We start from the raw sequence: 16,390 nt of genomic DNA on the forward strand, positions 1-16,390 counted from the left end.
CGGGGTCACGGCGCGGGCGCGTGATCAGACGAGAGGTGGCGGGTCCGAGGCGTCGCGCAACGCCCGCTCGACGGTCGACTGCACCAAGGCCGACAGGAAGCCGCCCGGATTCTCGACCCCGATCTCCCGGAGCCGCGAGGTCGACTGTCCGATGATCGAACGGGAGAACTCCGTGGCCGTGGCGATCGCGTCGGCATAGGCGGCACGGTCGGCCTCCGCGATGATGACCGGTTCGCACCCCATCTCGACGGCCAGCGCCTGGGCGATCGGAAGCACGGCGGCGGGAGCGGTGACCCCCGCGAATCCTGCCTGCAACTGCCGGAGATCGATCGAGGTCCCGGTGAACGTGATCGCCGGATGCACCGCCAACGGGATGGCGCCGCGCTCCGCCGCCGGGCGCAGGACCTCGATGCCCTGTGCCGGATCGGTGTGGAGGACGAGCTGGCCGATCTGCCACCCGCCGAGCTCGGCGATGCCCGAGACCAGGGCCGACAGCTCAGCGGAAGGGACCGCGAGGATCACCAGTTCGGACCGCCGCACCACTTCCTGCGTCTCCAGCACCGGGACGCCGGGAAGCACCGCCGACGCACGCTCGTCGTCCGACCCGCTGGTGATCCCGACGATCGCGTGCCCGGCCCCGGCCAGCGCCGCGCCGATGACCGGTCCGACCCGCCCCGCACCGATGATGCCGACGCCGAGACGGCCGTCGCGCACCACGCTCACTCCTCGCGCGGCGCGTCGGTTCGCGCCGGCGGCGCGGGCGGCGCCGGCGGGGCCGAAGGCGCGGTCGTCTGCGGCGCCGGCGGAGCAGGTGGGGGTGCGACCGGGGGCGCCGTGACGGGAGGGGCCGGAGGCGGTGCGACCGGGGGCGCGGTCACCGGAGGCGCCGGCGGCGGCGTCACCGCAGGAGTCCGCACCGGCGGAGCAGGTGGGGCCGCCGAGCCCGGGGATGCGGAGGGCGGCGCGACCGGGGGCGCGGGTGCCACGGACGGGACTGATGCCGGGCCGCCGAACACGGGAGGCGCGGGAGGCATCGGAGCGGCAGGACCGCCGAACTGCGGCGGAGCGGGCGGCGCGACGGGAGCCGCGGCGTGCTCGCTCCACCGGTGGGTGTGGTCGCGGGATGCCGCTTCGGCGGCGGCGATGCTGACCTCGTCGAGCAGTGCGAGGGCATCTGCCCGCTCGAGACCCGACAGGAGGCCGGTGATCGGTCCAGGCACGGTGTGCACCTGGGCTCCGGAGACCGCCTGAGCCCGGTCGATCGGCCCCTGACTGAGCGACACACCCTGGAGACGCGCGAGCGGGAAGACCGCGAGCTTGCGCCACACGATGCCGCGGCGCAGCAGCAGTCCGTCCGTCGTCAGCGCGTATCCGTGACGCTTCCAGGAGACCGGCCGCCGCCACCACGCCCGGCGCGGCATCGTCCGGTAGGGGTCGTTCTCGGCCGGACCGACGACGCCCTGATCCCACAGCGCGGGGATGCTCTCCGCCGGGACGTCGGGCAGCACGAGCGACAGCACGCGCTCGACGTCCGCGCGCTTGCCGACGGGCAGCACGACGTTGAACTGCTGACCGCTGCTCGACGACTGCTGGGCGGCGCTCTTGCCGCTCATCCGGTTGATCTTGATGGTCCACCAGCCGAACGGCCGCCAGAGCAGGGACTGCGACACCTCGACCGCGAAGATACGGCCGGGCGGGAGGGTCTCGGTGACGGTGGTGAGCAGTCCGTAGGTGATGCGCACGCCGTCGGGGGTGGGCGCGATGGAGTACCGCAGCGACTTCGAGATCTGCGCCCAGGTGATACCGACGACCGCGATGAGCATCGGGACGCCCATGCCGAGACCGATGCCGAGGAGGACGATACCGCCGTCGGGATCCCCGTCGATGAGGACGCCGATCAGGGTGCTGCCGATCGCGATGGCGAAGATCACGCCGAAGAACACCAGCCACAGCAGCCCGGAGATGAGCTGCGAGCCGATCAGTCGGCCGGCGGGGATCTTGACGACGCTCTCGGGCACGACGTCCTGCAGGTCCACTCCGGCGAGCAAGCCGTTGACGCCCTCGTTCATCGAGCCGACGAGTTGTGCGCGCGCGGAGGTCGGAGCGGACCCGTCGGGCGTCGCTGCGCCCTGGGGGTCGAGGGCGGCGTGCCGTGCGGCGCGCGCGCCCGAGGCGAGTCGGAGGATCTCGGCGCGCACCCCCTCGGCCCGCGGCGTCGCCAGGTACTCCAGCGCGACGTTCGCATCCGTGCCCGCGCCCACGACCTCGAGCTTCGCGAGGCCGATGATGCGTGCGGGGAACGGCCGCGTGAGGTTCACGCCCTGCACGCGGTCGAGGGGCGCGCGGCGATGGGAGCGGAAGATGATGCCCTTGCGCACCTCGACGTGGTCGCCGGTGATGCGGAACTGCTGGAAGCGCCAGACGAACCAGAAGACCGCCACGAGCACCACGACGAGCGCCAGGACACCCAGCAGCGCGATCAGCGCGAAGTTGTTCGCGAGCACCCAGTCCACCGGGTCGCCCCCGGTGTAGTCGTCGTAGTGCGCCTCCTCCGGCGCGAACTGCCCGACGAGCCAGGCGATGACCCGGTCGCGCATGTTCGCGATCACGATGCCGCCCACGATGATGAGCGCCAGGCCGCCCTTGAACAGCGGCGTCAGCGGATGCATCCGGTGCCATTCGCCGTCCGCGAGGTGCGTCGACGGCGTGCCCGCTGAGGTCTGCCCCGGCGCGGCGGTGGGAAGCTGCGACTCGCTCACAGGCCGGTCCGGCGGGTCTCGGCGACCTGGATCAGCGTGTCGCGCAGCGCCTCGGCCGCCGCCTGGGTGAGGCCGGGGATCTGCACACCGGTGGTCGCCGCCGCGGTGACCATCTTGAGCTGGGAGATGCCGAACGCCCGGTCGAGCGGCCCCTGGGTGATGTCGACGAGCTGCATGCGCCCGTACGGCACCGCGATCATGCGCTGCCACAGGATGCCCTTGCGGAATACGATGTCGTCCGCCCGCAGCATGTAGCCGATCGCCCGCGCCTGTCGCGGGAGGATGATCAGCGTCACGAGCGTGATGAGGATGATGACCCCGGCCGGGATCCACACCCAGTCCTGCTCGAGCACGATGTTCAGGACGATCGCGGCGGCCGCGACGATGGCCAGGAAGATGACGTTCTGCACGATCTGCGACACGACGTAGCGCGGCGAGATCTGGTGCCAGGTGCCGTCGAGCTCGAGGCGGGCCTCGTTGCGTGCCGTGCGCAGCCGCGTGTACGTGCCCTGGTCGAGGGCGTCGAGGTCAGTGCCCTCCGCCGGGTTCAGGGGCGCGGTCTCTGGGTTCTGAGTCATCAGGATCCTTCGGCAGGGTGCAGAACTGTTCGGCGACGAGAGCGGCGACGACGAGCACGACCGCACTCGCGATCAGCGCCACCATGGCCACAGTCGACCCTATCGGGGGATCGATGGGGCGCGTGAGGAGGAAGGCCAGCAGCCCGGCGCCGAAGCCGGCCAGGATCGCGCCCAGCAGGCTGGACGCCCGGGCGAGGGTCGCGGCCCGCAGGGCACGGAACGGGTCGATGCGCACCCCGGACCGGACGCTGCGCCGCACCGGCCAGGCCACCCCGAGCGATGCGCCGGCGATGAGGACGAGCAGCACCGGGAGGAACAGGGACGGCGTGAACGTGGCTCGACCGGTCGCCGTGAGCATCTGGTCGAGGATGAACCCGGCACCGGCGCCGACGAGCGCGAGGACGGCGAGCAGCCCGGCAGAGGTGCGCTTCATCCCTCGCCTCGCGCGCGGAGGTCCGCCGCCAGATCAGCGACGCGGCGCCCCGCGAGCTCGGCGTCGGGGGCGACGTCGAGCCAGGGCTCCAGGACGAACAGCCGCTCCGCCGCCCGCGGATGGGGCAACTGGATCCGGGGGTCGTCCGAGACGACGTCGCCGTAGGCGATGAGGTCGAGGTCCAGAGTGCGGTCACCCCACCGCTCGCCGCGGACGCGACCGTTCTCGTCCTCGATGGCGTGCAGCATGCCGAGGAGGATCTCCGGAGCGAGGCGCGTGGTCACCAGAGCCACTGCGTTCACGTAGCCGGGGGCGTCGGGATCGGGGCCGTCCACGCGGAGTGCCACCGTCTCGAACAGGCGCGACAGGCGCACGTCCGAGACGAGCGGCAGCCGAGCGATACGCGCGGCCGCGGCGCGGATCGTCTCCTCGCGGTCGCCGAGGTTGGCGCCGAGCGCCACGACCGCCACCGTCTCCGGGCGTGGCGGCCGGGGGCCCGGCACCTCCGGCGGGCGCGTGAGGTTGCGGCTCATGTGGTGATGTCCTCCAGCGACTCCGGCGCCCGCGTCCGGTGCACCGTCACGGCCACATCACCGAAGGTCAGCGCGATCGGCGCCTGCGGCTTGTGCACCGTCACGGTCACCTGCTGCACGCGGCGGTCGCCGAGGGCGACGTCCGCGATCCGCTCGGCCAGGGTCTCGATGAGGTTCACGGGCTCACCCGACACGACCGCGGCCACGCGCTCCGCGAGCTCGCCGTAGTGGACCGTGTCGGCCACGTCGTCGGAGGCGGCGGCCTGTTCGAGGGAGAGCCGCAGCCGGAGGTCGACCGTGAACTCCTGCCCGTTCTCCCGCTCGTGCGGGTAGACGCCGTGGTGGCCGAACACGGTCAGCCCTGTCAGCACGATCTCGTCGAGGAAGTCCATGCCTCTAGGGTACGGTGACGCTCCGACTCCGCACTCAGCCTTCCCAGGCGCGGGTGATCGCAAGGGCGTCGCGGGTCGCCGCGACGTCGTGCACGCGCACCGCCCAGGCGCCGGCGCGCATGGCGAGCGCACTCGTCACCGCGGTGGCCAGGTCCCGGCGCTCTTCGGAGACGCCGTCACTGCCCGGCGCCGCCGACTGCAGCACGTCGGCGAGGAAGCGCTTGCGCGACGTCCCGACCAGCACGCGGAAGCCGAGGCCCACGATCTCGTCGAGGCCCCGCAGCACATCCCAGTTCTGGGTACCGGCCTTGGCGAACCCGATACCCGGGTCGACGATCACGCGGGACGGCGCGATCCCGGCGGCCGCCGCCTCGCCGATCCGCTCGCGCAGCTCGCCGGCCACCTCCCGGGCGACGCGGCGATAGTCGGCGTTCGCGTACATGTCGGCGGAGAAGCCCCGCCAGTGCCCGATCGCGAAGTCGGCTCCCGACTCCGCTACCGCGGCGCGCATGTCGGGGTCGGCGAGCCCGCCGGAGACGTCGTTGACGATGCGCGCCCCCGCACGGACGGCCGCCGCCGCGGTCGACGCGTTGAGGGTGTCGATGCTGACGACGACGCCGGCCGCCGCGAGCTGCTCGACGACGGGAAGGACGCGGCGCTGCTCCTCCTCCACCCCGACGCGCTCCGCCCCCGGCCGGGTCGACTCGCCCCCGACATCGAGGACGGACGCCCCTTCGGCTCGCAGGCGAAGGCCGTGGGCGACCGCCCGGTCCGCGTCGAGGTAACGCCCGCCGTCGCTGAACGAGTCGGGCGTGACGTTGACGATGCCCCAGATCCCGGTCATGCGCGCGACGTCCCTCCCCCCGGCACGGTCATGCCGATCAGGGTCACCAGTTCTGCACGTGCCACCGGATCCGTGTAGACCCCGCGCGCCGCGATGGTCAGCGTCGAGGCCTCGGTCTGCCGTCCACCCCGCATCGTCACGCAGCCGTGGCTGGCATCGAGCACGACGAGCACGCCACGGGCATCGAGGTTCTCGGCGATCGTGTCGGCGATCTGCTCCCCCAGCCGCTCCTGCACCTGCGGCCGCGCGGCGAGGATCTCCACGACGCGCACGAGCGCACCGAGACCGACGACCTGCTCGCCCGGAAGGTAGGCGATGTGCGCATGCCCTGCGAAGGGCAGTAGGTGGTGTTCGCACACCGAGCGGAAGCGGATGTCGCGCAGGAGCACCGCGCCGGAGGGCAGGGTGTCCGGCGCCGGCCCGCGGGTCACGCTGATCGTGTGCGCGAGCGGCTCGGCGGGATCCTCCCCCACCCCGGCGAAGAACTCCGCGTACAGCTCGGCCATCCGGGAAGGAGTCTGCTTGATCCCCGGGCGATCGGGGTCCTCGCCGATCGCCTCCAGGAGTTCCCTGGTGAGCCGTTCGACGCGTCCCTTGTCGACGGTCACGTCACGCCGTCGCGGGACGAGGGCTGCCCGCTCCGGCGGAGCCCTGCTGCGGGCGCGGCGGGGCCGTCGGCGCCTCGACGGAGGCGGCGAGCGAGACGTCCTTCTTCGGGACCTCGATCGGCGGCCGCTCCGAGACCGGGCGGTCCTCACTCGACAGCCACAGCGGACGCTCCGGGAGCTTCTTCACCTCGGTGAAGATCTCGGCGATGCGGTTGTGGTCGAGGGTCTCCTCCTCGAGGAGGGCCAGAGCGAGACGGTCGAGGATGTCGCGGTTCTCGCTGAGCACCGCGTACGCCTCGTTGTGCGCCTGCTCGATGAGCGCCCGCACCTCGGCGTCGACGCGCTCCGCGACCTTCTCCGAGTACTCGCGGCCGCGGCCCATGTCGCGAGCGACGAACATGTCGCCGCCCTCGGTGCCGAGCTTGACGGGGCCGACCTGCGTCGTCATGCCGTACTCGATGACCATCTTGCGAGCGATCGAGGTCGCCTTCTCGATGTCGTTCGAGGCACCGGTGGTCGGGTCGTGGAAGACGATCTCCTCGGCGACGCGGCCGCCCATGGCGTAGGTGAGCTGATCCTGCAGCTCGTTCCGGGTCACGGAGTACTTGTCGTCCAGCGGCAGCACCATCGTGTAGCCGAGCGCCTTGCCGCGCGGCAGGATCGTGATCTTCGTCACGGGGTCGGTGTAGTTCATCGCCGCAGCCGCGAGTGCGTGTCCGCCCTCGTGGTACGCCGTGATGAGCTTCTCCTTGTCCTTCATCACGCGCGTGCGCCGCTGCGGACCCGCGATCACACGGTCGATGGCCTCGTCGAGGGCGCGGTTGTCGATGAGCTGCGCGTTCGAGCGGGCCGTGAGCAGCGCGGCCTCGTTCAGCACGTTCGCCAGGTCGGCGCCGGTGAAGCCGGGGGTCTTGCGGGCGACGACCTCGAGGTCGACGTTCTTCGACAGCGGCTTGCCCTTGCTGTGCACCTCGAGGATCTTCTGGCGACCCTTGAGGTCGGGGGCGTCGACGCCGATCTGACGGTCGAAACGTCCGGGGCGCAGGAGCGCGGGGTCGAGGATGTCGGGACGGTTGGTGGCCGCGATCACGATGACGTTCGCGTTCGGGTCGAAGCCGTCCATCTCGACGAGCATCTGGTTCAGCGTCTGCTCGCGCTCGTCGTTTCCGCCGCCCATGCCGGCGCCGCGGTGGCGACCGACGGCGTCGATCTCGTCGATGAAGATGATGGCCGGAGCGTTCTCCTTGGCCTGGCTGAAGAGGTCGCGCACGCGGGAGGCACCGACGCCGACGAACATCTCGACGAAGTCGGAACCGGAGATCGAGTAGAACGGGGCGCCGGCCTCACCGGCGACGGCGCGGGCGAGGAGGGTCTTTCCGGTTCCGGGAGGGCCGTACAGCAGCACGCCCTTCGGGATGCGGGCGCCGATGGCCTGAAACTTCGCCGGGTCCTGCAGGAACTCCTTGATCTCGTGGAGTTCCTCGATGGCCTCGTCTGCTCCGGCGACGTCCGCGAAGGTGACAGTCGGGGTCTCCTTGTTGACGAGCTTGGCCTTGGACTTGCCGAACTGCATGACCTTGCCGCCGCCGCCCTGCATGGACGACAGGAGCCACCAGAACAGCAGGCCGAGCAGCACGAGGGGAAGCAGCAGCGAGAGGAAGCCGTCGAACCAGGTCGCGCGCGGCACGGCGTCGTTGAAGCCGTCCTTCGGAGCGGCCGCGTCGATCGCGGAGACCACCTCGTCGGCGCGGGCCTCGACGTAGTAGAACTGGACGTTCTCGGAGCCCTCGAACGGCTTCGACAGCGTCATGTCCACGCGCTGATCGCCATCGGTGGTGACGACCTCGGTCACGGTCTTGCCGGAGAGCAGCTCGAGCCCCTCCTGCGTCGTGATCTGCTTCGGCGCGCCGAGGTTGGAGATCAGCAGGAATCCGCCGAACAGCAGCACGCCGATCAGAGCGACGTAGATCAGCGGATTGCGGGTGAGCTTCTTCACATCCATGGTCGGATCAGCGTATCGCCTCCGTGCTAGGGGGCCGCTGTGCGTTCACCCACGGCGCAACGCTCCCGCCTCTGGGTCGCTGAGCTTGCCGAAACGTGGGTCGCTGAGCCTGTCGAAACGTGGGTCGCTGAGCCTGTCGAAGCGTCAGCTGTACACGTGGGGCGCCAGCACCGCGACGTCCCGGAGGTTGCGGTAGCGCTCGGCGTAGTCGAGCCCGTAGCCGACGACGAATTCCACGGGGATGTCGAAGCCGACGTACTTGCAGTCGATCTCGACCTTCGCGGCCTCCGGTTTGCGCAGCAGCGCGAGCACCTCGATCGACTCGGCACCGCGGGACCCGAAGTTCTCCAGCAGCCAGCTCAGCGTGAGGCCGGAGTCGATGATGTCCTCGACGATGAGCACGTGCTTGCCGTGCAGGTCGGTGTCGAGGTCCTTCCGGATCTGCACGACACCGCTCGACTTCGTACTGGCGCCGTAGCTCGACACCGCCATCCAGTCCATCGGCGCGTGGAACGGCAGTGCGCGTGCGAAGTCGGCCATGACCATGACCGCGCCCTTCAGCACGCCGACGAGGAGGAGGTCCTTGCCCTCGTAGTCCTTCGCGACCTGCGCCGCGAGCTCTTCGAGCTTGGCGTTGATCTCCTCCTCGGTGACGAGGATCTGTGCAAGGTCGTCCTGGATCTCCGCGGCGCGCATGGATCGATTTTAGGCGACGCGGCGGTGTGCTCCGGTCGCAGGCGCGTACCCTCCCCTGCGCGACGACACCGCACTACTCTGACGGTGACGCGGGCGCACGCCCCGACGGAAGGAGATCCCCATGGCGACTCACGACATCCTCAGCCAGGTGCCCCTCGACGACATCGCGCAGAAGCTCGGAGTGTCGCGTGACGAGGCCAAGGTCGCGGTCGAGCAGGGCGGCGCCGTGCTCCTCGGCGGACTCGCGAAGAACGCGGAGAGCTCGGAAGGATCGGCGGCCATCGAGAAGGCCCTCGGCAAGCACCGCGGCGCGTCGAGCCCGGCGACGGTCGACGACATCGACCAGGAGGACGGCGAGAAGATCGTCTCCCACATCCTCGGCGGGAAGGAGAAGGAGGTCACGAAGGAGCTGACGGAGTCGAAGGCGACCCCGGGCATCGACTTCAGGAAGCTCCTCCCCATCCTCGCGCCGATCGTGATGGGTCTCATCGCCAACGCGACCAAGGACAAGACGGCGAAGGCGGACGCGGGTGCGGAGGGCTCCGGCGGGATCGGCGATGTCATCGGCGGCATCCTCGGCGGCGGCGACTCGGGCTCCGGCGGCGGGTTGGGTGACGTGCTGGGTGGCCTCCTCGGCGGCGGCAAAAGCGGCTCCGGCGGCGGCATCGACCTCGGCGGCATCCTCGGCGGCCTCTTCGGCGGCAAGAAGTAGGACGTGACGCCGCTGCGGCCCGCGATTCAGCGGGTCGCGGCGGTGAACACGATCCGGCCGCCCTGGCGCACGGCGGCGCACCCCGGCAGGTCGATCGGCCCCTGACCCGACCAGTCGGTCACGAGTCGGGCGACCTCGATCGTCTGCGCACGGCTCAGGCTCGCCCCGAACTCGCTGTCGACCACGAGACGGATGATGCGGTTGCGCAACGCGGCGGGGTTGGCGGCGAGCGCGGCGACGCTCACGGAGATCCCGGCCTCGGCATGCTCGACGATGTCCTCGATCGTCTCGTGGATCATCTCGTCGAACGCCTCCGCGTCCTCCCGGAGCTGCTCGGCGGTGCGAGCCAGCGCCTCGGCGATGCCCGGGCCGAGCTGCGTCTCCAGCACGGGGAGCACGTGGTGACGCACCCGCACCCGCGTATAGCGGTCGTCGGTGTTGTGGGGGTCTTCCCACGGCTGCAGCTCCGTCGCGGCGCAGAAGGCGCGGGTGGTCTCGCGGCGCACGCCGAGCAGAGGGCGCAGCCAGCGGAGGCCGTGGTCGTCCTCCCGATCCGGCGCCATCCCCTGCAGGCTCGTCGCCCCGGAGCCGCGGGCGAGCCCGAGGAGGACGGTCTCCGCCTGATCGTCGAGGGTGTGGCCGAGCAGGACCGCCCTCGCGCCGATATCACCCGCCGCGTCCCGGAGCACGCGGTACCGCGCGTCCCGCGCGGCCGCCTCCGGACCGCCGTCGCCGTCGACCTCGACACGGACGACGAGCGCCTCGAGCCCGAGTCGTTCGGCGATGCGTCCCGTCTCGGCGGCGACCTCGGCAGACCCTTCCTGCAGACCGTGGTCGACCGTCACCGCGGTCGCACGCACCCCGCGTTTCGCGGCCTCGAACGCGGTCGCCGCCGCCAGTGCGAGCGAGTCAGCACCGCCGGACAGCGCGACGACGACGGTCGAGCCCTCGGGCAGATCGGCGAGCGCGGTGCGCACGGCGAGGCGGATCTCGGCGACGGCAGGAGCGAGGGAGGGCATCCCTCCACGCTAGGGCACGGCCTCGGCCGTCACGGTCGGATCCGCGGCCCCCGAGTAGGCTGGTCGGCGGCATCCAACCGATCTTCCTGAGGAGCACACGCATGGGCGCACACGACGCCGTCATCGAGATCCCGCGCGGCAGCCGCGTGAAGTATGAGGTCGACCACGAGACCGGGCGAGTGCACCTCGACCGCGTGCTCTACACGACCTTCGGCTACCCGGCCGACTACGGCTACTTCGACAACACGCTCGGCGAGGACGGCGACCCGCTCGACGTGCTGGTGCTCCTCGACCACGCGATCTACCCGGGCGTCGTCGTCGAGGTCCGCCCCGTCGCCGTGCTCAAGATGAGCGACGAGGCCGGTGGCGACGACAAGCTCGTCGCCGTGCTCTCGAAGGACCCGCGCTGGGCCCACATCCAGGACATCGACGACATCGCCGAGTACACGAAGAAGGAGATCGCACACTTCTTCGAGCACTACAAGGACCTCGAGCCCAACAAGTGGGTCAAGGTCGACGAGTGGGGCAACGCCGCCGAGGCGCAGCGCATCCTCGACGAGGCCATCGTCCGCTTCGGCGAGCAGGGTCACTGACCCCAGATCGCCGACCTCACCTGGGTCCCTGACCTCATCGGTCAATGACCTTCACTGGGTCGCTGACCTCATATGGGTCGCTGACCTCATATGGGTCGCTGAGCCTGTCGAAGCGAAGACCCCCGGACGCTATGCATCCGGGGGTCTTCCGCTGTACAGCCGTCCGTCAGACGGAGATGCCCTTGCCCGCCATGAAGTCGATGGGGTTCGTGTAGCGGCCGTTGATGTAGACCTCGAAGTGCAGGTGGCAGCCGAAGGAACCGCCGGTGTTGCCCGCATACGCGATGACCTGGCCGGCGCGCACCCACTGGCCGTTCCGGACGGCGAAGCCGCCGGGCTTGATATGCGCGTATCCGGTGGCGATGCCGCCGCCGTGCTGGATCCGGACGTAGTTGCCGTACCCGCCGTTGTAGAAGGCCGCGTCCACCGTGCCCGAGTGCGCCGCGTAGATCGCCGCGCCGCAGCCGTTGGCGAGGTCGACGCCGTAGTGCCAGCTCGACGAGCAGCCGTTGGCGTTGCACTGCTGCGAGCGGGGGCCGTAGCCGGAGCTGCGGTAGCCGCCGTGCGGACGCACCCAGCCCCCGCTCCCCGGCGTCCCGCCGCCGCCGCTGTTGCCGCCGGCGTTCGCGGCGGCCTCGGCGGCTTCGCGGCGCTTGCGCTCCTTCTCGCGCTCCTCGACACCCTTCTGGTAGCCGGCGACGGTGGTCGCGGTGGTGTCCTTCAGCGCGGCGAGCTGCGCCTGCATGGTGGCGAGGTTCGAGGACTGCTCGTCGAGCGCGGCCTGCGCGGCGTCGGCGGCCTGCTGCGCCGCGACCATCTTCTCTTCGGCGATCTTCTGCAGGCGGTCGCGCTCGTCACGGGCGACGACGGCCTGATCGCTGAGGGATTGTGCGGAGTTCCGCGCGGCGACCGCGTCGTTGTAGACGGTCTTGTTGTACTCGAGGAGCTTGTCCATGGAGCCGAGGCGGGCGAGGAGCTCGTCAGCGTTGGCGGCGGAATCCGCGAAGAACAGCTCCAGCGAGGTGTCGTCACCGCCGTTGCGGTAGAGCTGGGCAGCGACCTGGCCGGCCTTGCGGGCGGACTCGTCGGCGACGGCGGCCTGCGCGTCCGCCTTCTCCTGCAGGGAATCGGCCTCCGCGATCGCGGCGAAGTAGGCCTGCTGCGCGTTGTAGAACTCGGTCGAGGCGACCTCGGCCGCGGCCTGCGTCTCGGAGACCTTCTGCGTGAGCGACTGGATCAGCCCCTCGATGCGCTTCACCTCTGCGGCTTTGGAGGCCTCGTTCTGCTTGGCCTTCTGCACGTCGTCCCAGCTCGGATACGACGCGGCGTGCGCGGCCGTGACACCGGACGAGATGCCGAACGCGCTGAGGGCGACGACGCTGAGCGCGCCGAGTCCGAGAGCGCCGCGGCGGCTGATCCCGTCGCGGAAGAGGGTACGGCGCTCCGCCGGGGTGGGCGCACACCCGCAGTCCGCGGATGCCGCGAGTGCCGCATCCTGCGTGGTCTTCTCGTTCACACGGCCCCTTCCGCCGGTTTCACAGATGCCACAGTAACAACAACTTTCACACCAGCACCAGACTCCTGGAACGGCGCGAACGGCATCCCCGGCCCCTCCATCGTCCCGCTCGAACACGCCCGGGGGAAGCGGGTTCCGGCCTCGATTCGCGATTTGCCCGGATGATCCCTTATGCTTGAGCGTCGGCAAGGAAGTCCCCCGGGACTGACTCGGCCCCATCGTTTAGCGGCCTAGGACGCCGCCCTTTCACGGCGGTAGCACGGGTTCGAATCCCGTTGGGGTCACTCCATCCGATACAATTGAAAACACCAGTATGGCCCTGTAGCGCAGTTGGTTAGCGTGCCGCCCTGTCACGGCGGAGGTCGCGGGTTCAAGTCCCGTCAGGGTCGCTCCGTGCGACGAGCTCTTTCTTCGGAGAGGGCTCTTCGTCTAGGACGCGGCAGCATCATCGCCGCGCGGCTCTGTAGCTCAGTTGGTAGAGCGTTCGACTGAAAATCGAAAGGTCACCGGATCGATGCCGGTCGGAGCCACTGGAACCCTCGCGTAGCTTCTACATCGCGGGGGTTCTTTTATGCGCTTATCAGGGTTTTTCCGCGTCAGCGACTGCCTCCCTCCGGGCAGGCTCTGGGGTTTTCAGTCGTGGACTCCGCACAAACTCCGCACTATCAGGCTCAGGCAGCAGCGTCGCCCGAACGCAACTAGCGCCCAATCCTGACCCCAAAGTCTCGATGCATCCCCAGAGATAGAAGCCCCGTGTAGTTGCTAGCGAAGGGCACGGCACGAAGGTGGTCAATCAACGCTCGCTGACGAATCGTCACTGAGCCCTGTTCACCAGTCAAGCGCGCCTTCGCCACCGCGTGGATCGCGTCGATCTCGTCGGCGAAAGCGGATGCAACTGCGAGGTTGATGGAAGGGAACGCGAACTGGATCGTCTCTCGCCACTGTTGCACCCCCTCTTCGGCGCTAGGACCCTTGCTGAGGAACCGGATGGACGGTCCGTGGTGGTCGATGATCACGCCATTCGGGTCCTCCTCGCTACCGAGGCGCAGCCCGGATTTCCGAGGTTGCACTGCAAGCCCGTGCTTCGTCGAGTTGTACACGTTAGCCTCGCGGGCGAGCAGCGCGGCTGCCCGAGTCAAGAGAAATCGAAGGACGTCAGCGTCCTCTGTCCATGCCTCCGCGGATACCTCAGCAGGCGCATCGAGCCTGCCGCGGAATACCTCGCGCAATAGCTCATTGCGCGGAGGGCTGGTCAACAAGTCGCCCGCCATCTGCTTGAACTTCGCGAAGCTCGTCAACGACGAGAGCTTCAGCGGCGGACAAGGCTCCGGTTCCACGTGCGCGAAGTACAACCGCAGGAGTGCCTCCGCCGCGAGGTACATGATCGAGATCGACTCGACCACAGCGAATCCGTCGATCTCTTCGTCGTCTAGTGGCACCTCTAGCTCGACGCCCATACCCCACGCACGGACACCTCCAACGAGCGCGGGATGCAAGGCGGCATCGGCGTCGCCGAGGGCGACGAGCAACGCGATTCGAGTTCGCAGGTACTGCGATGGTGAATGCGAATAGAAGTCACGGTTCAGCTCGTCCGCAAGATTCAGCCCGCTCGCAGGATCAGGCGCCGGCGGCTGCTCATCAGTCATCGATGGATCGTATCCGCAGCCACGGACACTACGATCGGGTAGAGCGGAAGCCCTCTCCTCACTCCGCCCCGGGCTGCTTCTCGCACCGGATTAGATCAGCCCGTCCAGCTTCTGGCCCATGATGCCTGCAGCTTTGGTGGAGCCCTTGATGGTGTTCATGTACACGTCCTGGGTCATGCTCGGGTTCTCGTGTCCGAGGTAGTCGGCGATCTCTGTCGCGGACAGTCCAGCCTTGTCAAGAATCGTGGCTACCGACTTTCGGAACGCGTGCGTTGACAATCCCGGGTACCCCAGGCCGTCGCGACGGTCTCGAAGCTCCCGCTGCGTGTTCGAGGGATCGCGAGGGCGCATCAGCGGAGTCGGGAAGATGAGGTTGGTATCGGCGCGCAGCCTCTCGTGCCGCTTGTGAAGGAGGAGCATGGTCGCTTCCGGCAAGTGGGTGGTACGCGCGGACTTGTCGGTCTTCGCGAACTCCTGCCGCACAATTCCCCGCCCCTTCACACGCACATTCTGCGCGACAACGGAAGCTGTGCCGGCGGCGAAGTCGATAGCGCTCGCTTCGAGCGCGCACACCTCGGCCACTCGCCACCCTGACGCGAGCATGAACGTGATCAGATCCACCGTGTCCCACTCGTTGAGCTTCTCGTCCTCACGGACGCGCTGGAGAAACATCGGCAGTTCGTCCAACGGGATTGCGGTGCTGCCCTTCTTCTTCCTTTGGGTGACGCGCTCGAGCTCACGCACGGGGTTGTGCGACAAAGCCCCGTTCCGCACCGCTAGGCCGAGCATGCCACTCAGCGCCGATCGGCAGTTCTTTGCTGCCCCCGGGCCGGCTTCCTTCTCAACGGCGTTAAGGAACTTCTGCAGCCGTTCAGGTGTGGCCTCGGCGACTGAGAGGTCGCCGATCCGGGGCGCGATATGAGCGGTGACTGCATAGCCGTAGGTCTCCAGCGTGCCTTCTGAGCGCCCCAACTCACGCCGGGACTCCAAGAACCTCTGGCCGAGGGCGCGGAGGTGCGTTGCCGGTTTCAGCTCGCCACCGCGGTCGGCCTCGATCGTGGTCAGCGCATGCCTCAGCGCGGCCGTCGCCTTGGCCTTGCTCGGCGCGTGCTTCTCGATCTGGCGGGATTTGCCGTCCGCGAAACGATACCGCGTGCGGGCACGCCACTTCCCCGGCTGAACCTCGGCCACGTGGATGGTGCCGTAGGTTCCGATCGCCATTCGAGGTCTGGCCATCAGACTTCACCGTCGGTGGATGCGCGGAGTTCGTCAATGAGCACACGCGTGACGCGCCCACGCGCCTGCGGCGTGCTGTCCTCGCCGGCACGGAGCAGGGCCTCGACTTCAAGGGAATGGCCCCAGAGTCGCGCCGCGTACTGCTGAAGCAGAGGTGGGCGTATCCCAAGCTTCTTTGCCGCCCGAGACTCTGCAAGGCTCACACTAGGCCGACGAGCGCTCTGACGCGTGTCACGGTCGGGCACCTCCGTCATGGCCCCCCACTGTGCATCCACCTGGTCATACGACTCGGACTTCCTGCCGTGCACCCTCATATGCTCAAGGGCCGCCATCTCGAGTTCCTCGTCCCACTCGTGATCCCCACCTATCGGCGCGGCGCCCACGTGCGCATAGTCGCCATCCTCGAGCGCGATCGGTGCGCCCGACAGTACGCGGTTGACCCACTCCCGCCGCACGGGCTGATCCTCACGGAGCTCGTACGGCCGTTCCAGCAACTCCGCAGCCCCAAGAAGGTCGGCGAGTCGAAGCGGCTCACCAGAGAGCTTTCCAAGTGCGAGTGCGAGCGTGAGAAGCGTCGGAACCGTCGGCGCAGCCTTGCCCCGCTCAATCGCCTGGACGCTAGACAGGCTCCACGTTGCTCCGTAATCGCGTCCAACGGTCGCGATCGCCTCAAGGGTAATCCCGTGCCGCCGCCGGTAGGCGGCAAGAAATCCGCCCACCGCTTCCGCGTATGCCATTGATTCCATGCTTACAAGTTACCAGAATCATGTAGCTTGTGTTACGGTACCTCACAAGTTACAAATTTCTGGTACTCGCTATCAAA

General features: G+C 69.0%; 17 protein-coding genes and 3 tRNA genes. 5 read left to right on the forward strand and 15 right to left on the reverse strand.

What is annotated here, in order from left to right:
• Window positions 1-24: 24 nt before the first annotated feature.
• The 10 genes from AB0P08_RS02920 to hpt form a co-directional block, all read right to left on the reverse strand.
• Window positions 25-717, reverse strand: a complete 693-nt coding sequence (locus AB0P08_RS02920) for a DUF2520 domain-containing protein (protein ID WP_363588025.1) — start codon at window positions 715-717, stop codon at window positions 25-27.
• 2 nt (window positions 718-719) lie between these two features.
• A complete protein-coding gene (locus AB0P08_RS02925; RefSeq protein WP_363588027.1) occupies window positions 720-2,759 on the reverse strand; it encodes a PH domain-containing protein in 2,040 nt (679 codons plus the stop codon).
• Window positions 2,756-3,337: a PH domain-containing protein gene (locus AB0P08_RS02930; protein WP_363588029.1), complete on the reverse strand. Its 582-nt coding sequence runs from the start codon at window positions 3,335-3,337 to the stop codon at window positions 2,756-2,758. The genes AB0P08_RS02925 and AB0P08_RS02930 overlap by 4 nt, the downstream gene beginning before the upstream one ends.
• Window positions 3,288-3,770: a DUF3180 domain-containing protein gene (locus tag AB0P08_RS02935; RefSeq protein ID WP_259953606.1), complete on the reverse strand. Its 483-nt coding sequence runs from the start codon at window positions 3,768-3,770 to the stop codon at window positions 3,288-3,290. The genes AB0P08_RS02930 and AB0P08_RS02935 overlap by 50 nt, the downstream gene beginning before the upstream one ends.
• Window positions 3,767-4,303: a 2-amino-4-hydroxy-6-hydroxymethyldihydropteridine diphosphokinase gene (gene folK / locus AB0P08_RS02940; RefSeq protein WP_363588031.1), complete on the reverse strand. Its 537-nt coding sequence runs from the start codon at window positions 4,301-4,303 to the stop codon at window positions 3,767-3,769. Before folK ends, AB0P08_RS02935 begins: the two co-directional genes overlap by 4 nt.
• Window positions 4,300-4,695, reverse strand: coding sequence for a dihydroneopterin aldolase (gene folB, locus AB0P08_RS02945; RefSeq protein WP_187663217.1), 396 nt, complete (start codon window positions 4,693-4,695; stop codon window positions 4,300-4,302). The genes folK and folB overlap by 4 nt, the downstream gene beginning before the upstream one ends.
• 34 nt (window positions 4,696-4,729) lie before the next feature.
• A complete protein-coding gene (gene folP / locus AB0P08_RS02950; protein ID WP_363588033.1) occupies window positions 4,730-5,539 on the reverse strand; it encodes a dihydropteroate synthase in 810 nt (269 codons plus the stop codon).
• Window positions 5,536-6,147: a GTP cyclohydrolase I gene (gene folE, locus AB0P08_RS02955; protein WP_187663215.1), complete on the reverse strand. Its 612-nt coding sequence runs from the start codon at window positions 6,145-6,147 to the stop codon at window positions 5,536-5,538. Before folE ends, folP begins: the two co-directional genes overlap by 4 nt.
• Before the next feature lies 1 nt (window position 6,148).
• Entirely contained in the window at window positions 6,149-8,149 is a 2,001-nt protein-coding gene (gene ftsH / locus AB0P08_RS02960) for an ATP-dependent zinc metalloprotease FtsH (protein WP_363588035.1), read from the reverse strand.
• A 144-nt stretch (window positions 8,150-8,293) separates the two neighbouring features.
• Window positions 8,294-8,845 carry a hypoxanthine phosphoribosyltransferase gene (gene hpt, locus AB0P08_RS02965; RefSeq protein ID WP_187663213.1) on the reverse strand — a complete coding sequence of 184 codons (552 nt, stop codon included), beginning with the start codon at window positions 8,843-8,845 and terminating at the stop codon, window positions 8,294-8,296.
• Between the two features lie 121 nt (window positions 8,846-8,966).
• Between hpt and AB0P08_RS02970 the strand changes: the two genes are divergently transcribed.
• Window positions 8,967-9,557 carry a DUF937 domain-containing protein gene (locus tag AB0P08_RS02970; RefSeq protein ID WP_363588037.1) on the forward strand — a complete coding sequence of 197 codons (591 nt, stop codon included), beginning with the start codon at window positions 8,967-8,969 and terminating at the stop codon, window positions 9,555-9,557.
• Window positions 9,558-9,583: 26 nt separating this feature from the next.
• Here the strand turns inward: AB0P08_RS02970 and tilS are convergent, their stop codons facing one another.
• Complete coding sequence (tilS, locus tag AB0P08_RS02975; protein ID WP_363588039.1) at window positions 9,584-10,576, reverse strand: tRNA lysidine(34) synthetase TilS; 993 nt, start codon at window positions 10,574-10,576, stop codon at window positions 9,584-9,586.
• A gap of 101 nt (window positions 10,577-10,677) precedes the next feature.
• Here tilS and AB0P08_RS02980 point away from each other — a divergent pair, with 101 nt between their 5' ends.
• Window positions 10,678-11,169 carry an inorganic diphosphatase gene (locus AB0P08_RS02980; RefSeq protein WP_017204665.1) on the forward strand — a complete coding sequence of 164 codons (492 nt, stop codon included), beginning with the start codon at window positions 10,678-10,680 and terminating at the stop codon, window positions 11,167-11,169.
• A gap of 166 nt (window positions 11,170-11,335) precedes the next feature.
• Here AB0P08_RS02980 and AB0P08_RS02985 read toward each other — a convergent pair whose 3' ends face one another.
• Complete coding sequence (locus tag AB0P08_RS02985) at window positions 11,336-12,685, reverse strand: peptidoglycan DD-metalloendopeptidase family protein (protein WP_315638139.1); 1,350 nt, start codon at window positions 12,683-12,685, stop codon at window positions 11,336-11,338.
• A 211-nt stretch (window positions 12,686-12,896) separates the two neighbouring features.
• On the opposite strand from AB0P08_RS02985, the gene AB0P08_RS02990 reads away from it, so the two are divergent.
• From AB0P08_RS02990 to AB0P08_RS03000, 3 genes are all read left to right on the forward strand, one after another.
• Window positions 12,897-12,969 (forward strand) — tRNA-Glu (locus AB0P08_RS02990).
• A 31-nt stretch (window positions 12,970-13,000) separates the two neighbouring features.
• Window positions 13,001-13,074 (forward strand) — tRNA-Asp (locus tag AB0P08_RS02995).
• Window positions 13,075-13,142: 68 nt separating this feature from the next.
• Window positions 13,143-13,215: transfer RNA gene (locus tag AB0P08_RS03000), tRNA-Phe, on the forward strand.
• A gap of 168 nt (window positions 13,216-13,383) precedes the next feature.
• Here AB0P08_RS03000 and AB0P08_RS03005 read toward each other — a convergent pair.
• The 3 genes from AB0P08_RS03005 to AB0P08_RS03015 form a co-directional block, all read right to left on the reverse strand.
• A complete protein-coding gene (locus AB0P08_RS03005; RefSeq protein WP_029266130.1) occupies window positions 13,384-14,331 on the reverse strand; it encodes a hypothetical protein in 948 nt (315 codons plus the stop codon).
• Between the two features lie 90 nt (window positions 14,332-14,421).
• The gene (locus AB0P08_RS03010; RefSeq protein WP_062635495.1) at window positions 14,422-15,552 is read right to left on the reverse strand and encodes a site-specific integrase; all 1,131 of its coding nucleotides are present in this window, start codon (window positions 15,550-15,552) and stop codon (window positions 14,422-14,424) included.
• Window positions 15,553-15,566: 14 nt separating this feature from the next.
• Entirely contained in the window at window positions 15,567-16,313 is a 747-nt protein-coding gene (locus AB0P08_RS03015) for a helix-turn-helix domain-containing protein (RefSeq protein ID WP_082802894.1), read from the reverse strand.
• Window positions 16,314-16,390 lie beyond the last annotated feature (77 nt).

The organism is Microbacterium meiriae (assembly GCF_040686935.1).
Taxonomy (GTDB): Bacteria; Actinomycetota; Actinomycetes; order Actinomycetales; family Microbacteriaceae; genus Microbacterium; species Microbacterium meiriae.

Bases quoted from the DNA above. Each gene is read 5' to 3' on its own strand.
- folB (WP_187663217.1), bottom strand. From the start codon at position 4,695: ATGGACTTCCTCGACGAGATCGTGCTGACAGGGCTGACCGTGTTCGGC.
- AB0P08_RS02930 (WP_363588029.1), bottom strand. From the start codon at position 3,337: ATGACTCAGAACCCAGAGACCGCGCCCCTGAACCCGGCGGAGGGCACT.
- AB0P08_RS02935 (WP_259953606.1), bottom strand. From the start codon at position 3,770: ATGAAGCGCACCTCTGCCGGGCTGCTCGCCGTCCTCGCGCTCGTCGGC.
- AB0P08_RS02970 (WP_363588037.1), top strand. From the start codon at position 8,967: ATGGCGACTCACGACATCCTCAGCCAGGTGCCCCTCGACGACATCGCG.
- ftsH (WP_363588035.1), bottom strand. From the start codon at position 8,149: ATGGATGTGAAGAAGCTCACCCGCAATCCGCTGATCTACGTCGCTCTG.
- AB0P08_RS03015 (WP_082802894.1), bottom strand. From the start codon at position 16,313: ATGGAATCAATGGCATACGCGGAAGCGGTGGGCGGATTTCTTGCCGCC.
- AB0P08_RS03005 (WP_029266130.1), bottom strand. From the start codon at position 14,331: ATGACTGATGAGCAGCCGCCGGCGCCTGATCCTGCGAGCGGGCTGAAT.
- AB0P08_RS03010 (WP_062635495.1), bottom strand. From the start codon at position 15,552: ATGGCGATCGGAACCTACGGCACCATCCACGTGGCCGAGGTTCAGCCG.
- AB0P08_RS02980 (WP_017204665.1), top strand. From the start codon at position 10,678: ATGGGCGCACACGACGCCGTCATCGAGATCCCGCGCGGCAGCCGCGTG.
- folK (WP_363588031.1), bottom strand. From the start codon at position 4,303: ATGAGCCGCAACCTCACGCGCCCGCCGGAGGTGCCGGGCCCCCGGCCG.
- hpt (WP_187663213.1), bottom strand. From the start codon at position 8,845: ATGCGCGCCGCGGAGATCCAGGACGACCTTGCACAGATCCTCGTCACC.
- tilS (WP_363588039.1), bottom strand. From the start codon at position 10,576: ATGCCCTCCCTCGCTCCTGCCGTCGCCGAGATCCGCCTCGCCGTGCGC.
- folP (WP_363588033.1), bottom strand. From the start codon at position 5,539: ATGACCGGGATCTGGGGCATCGTCAACGTCACGCCCGACTCGTTCAGC.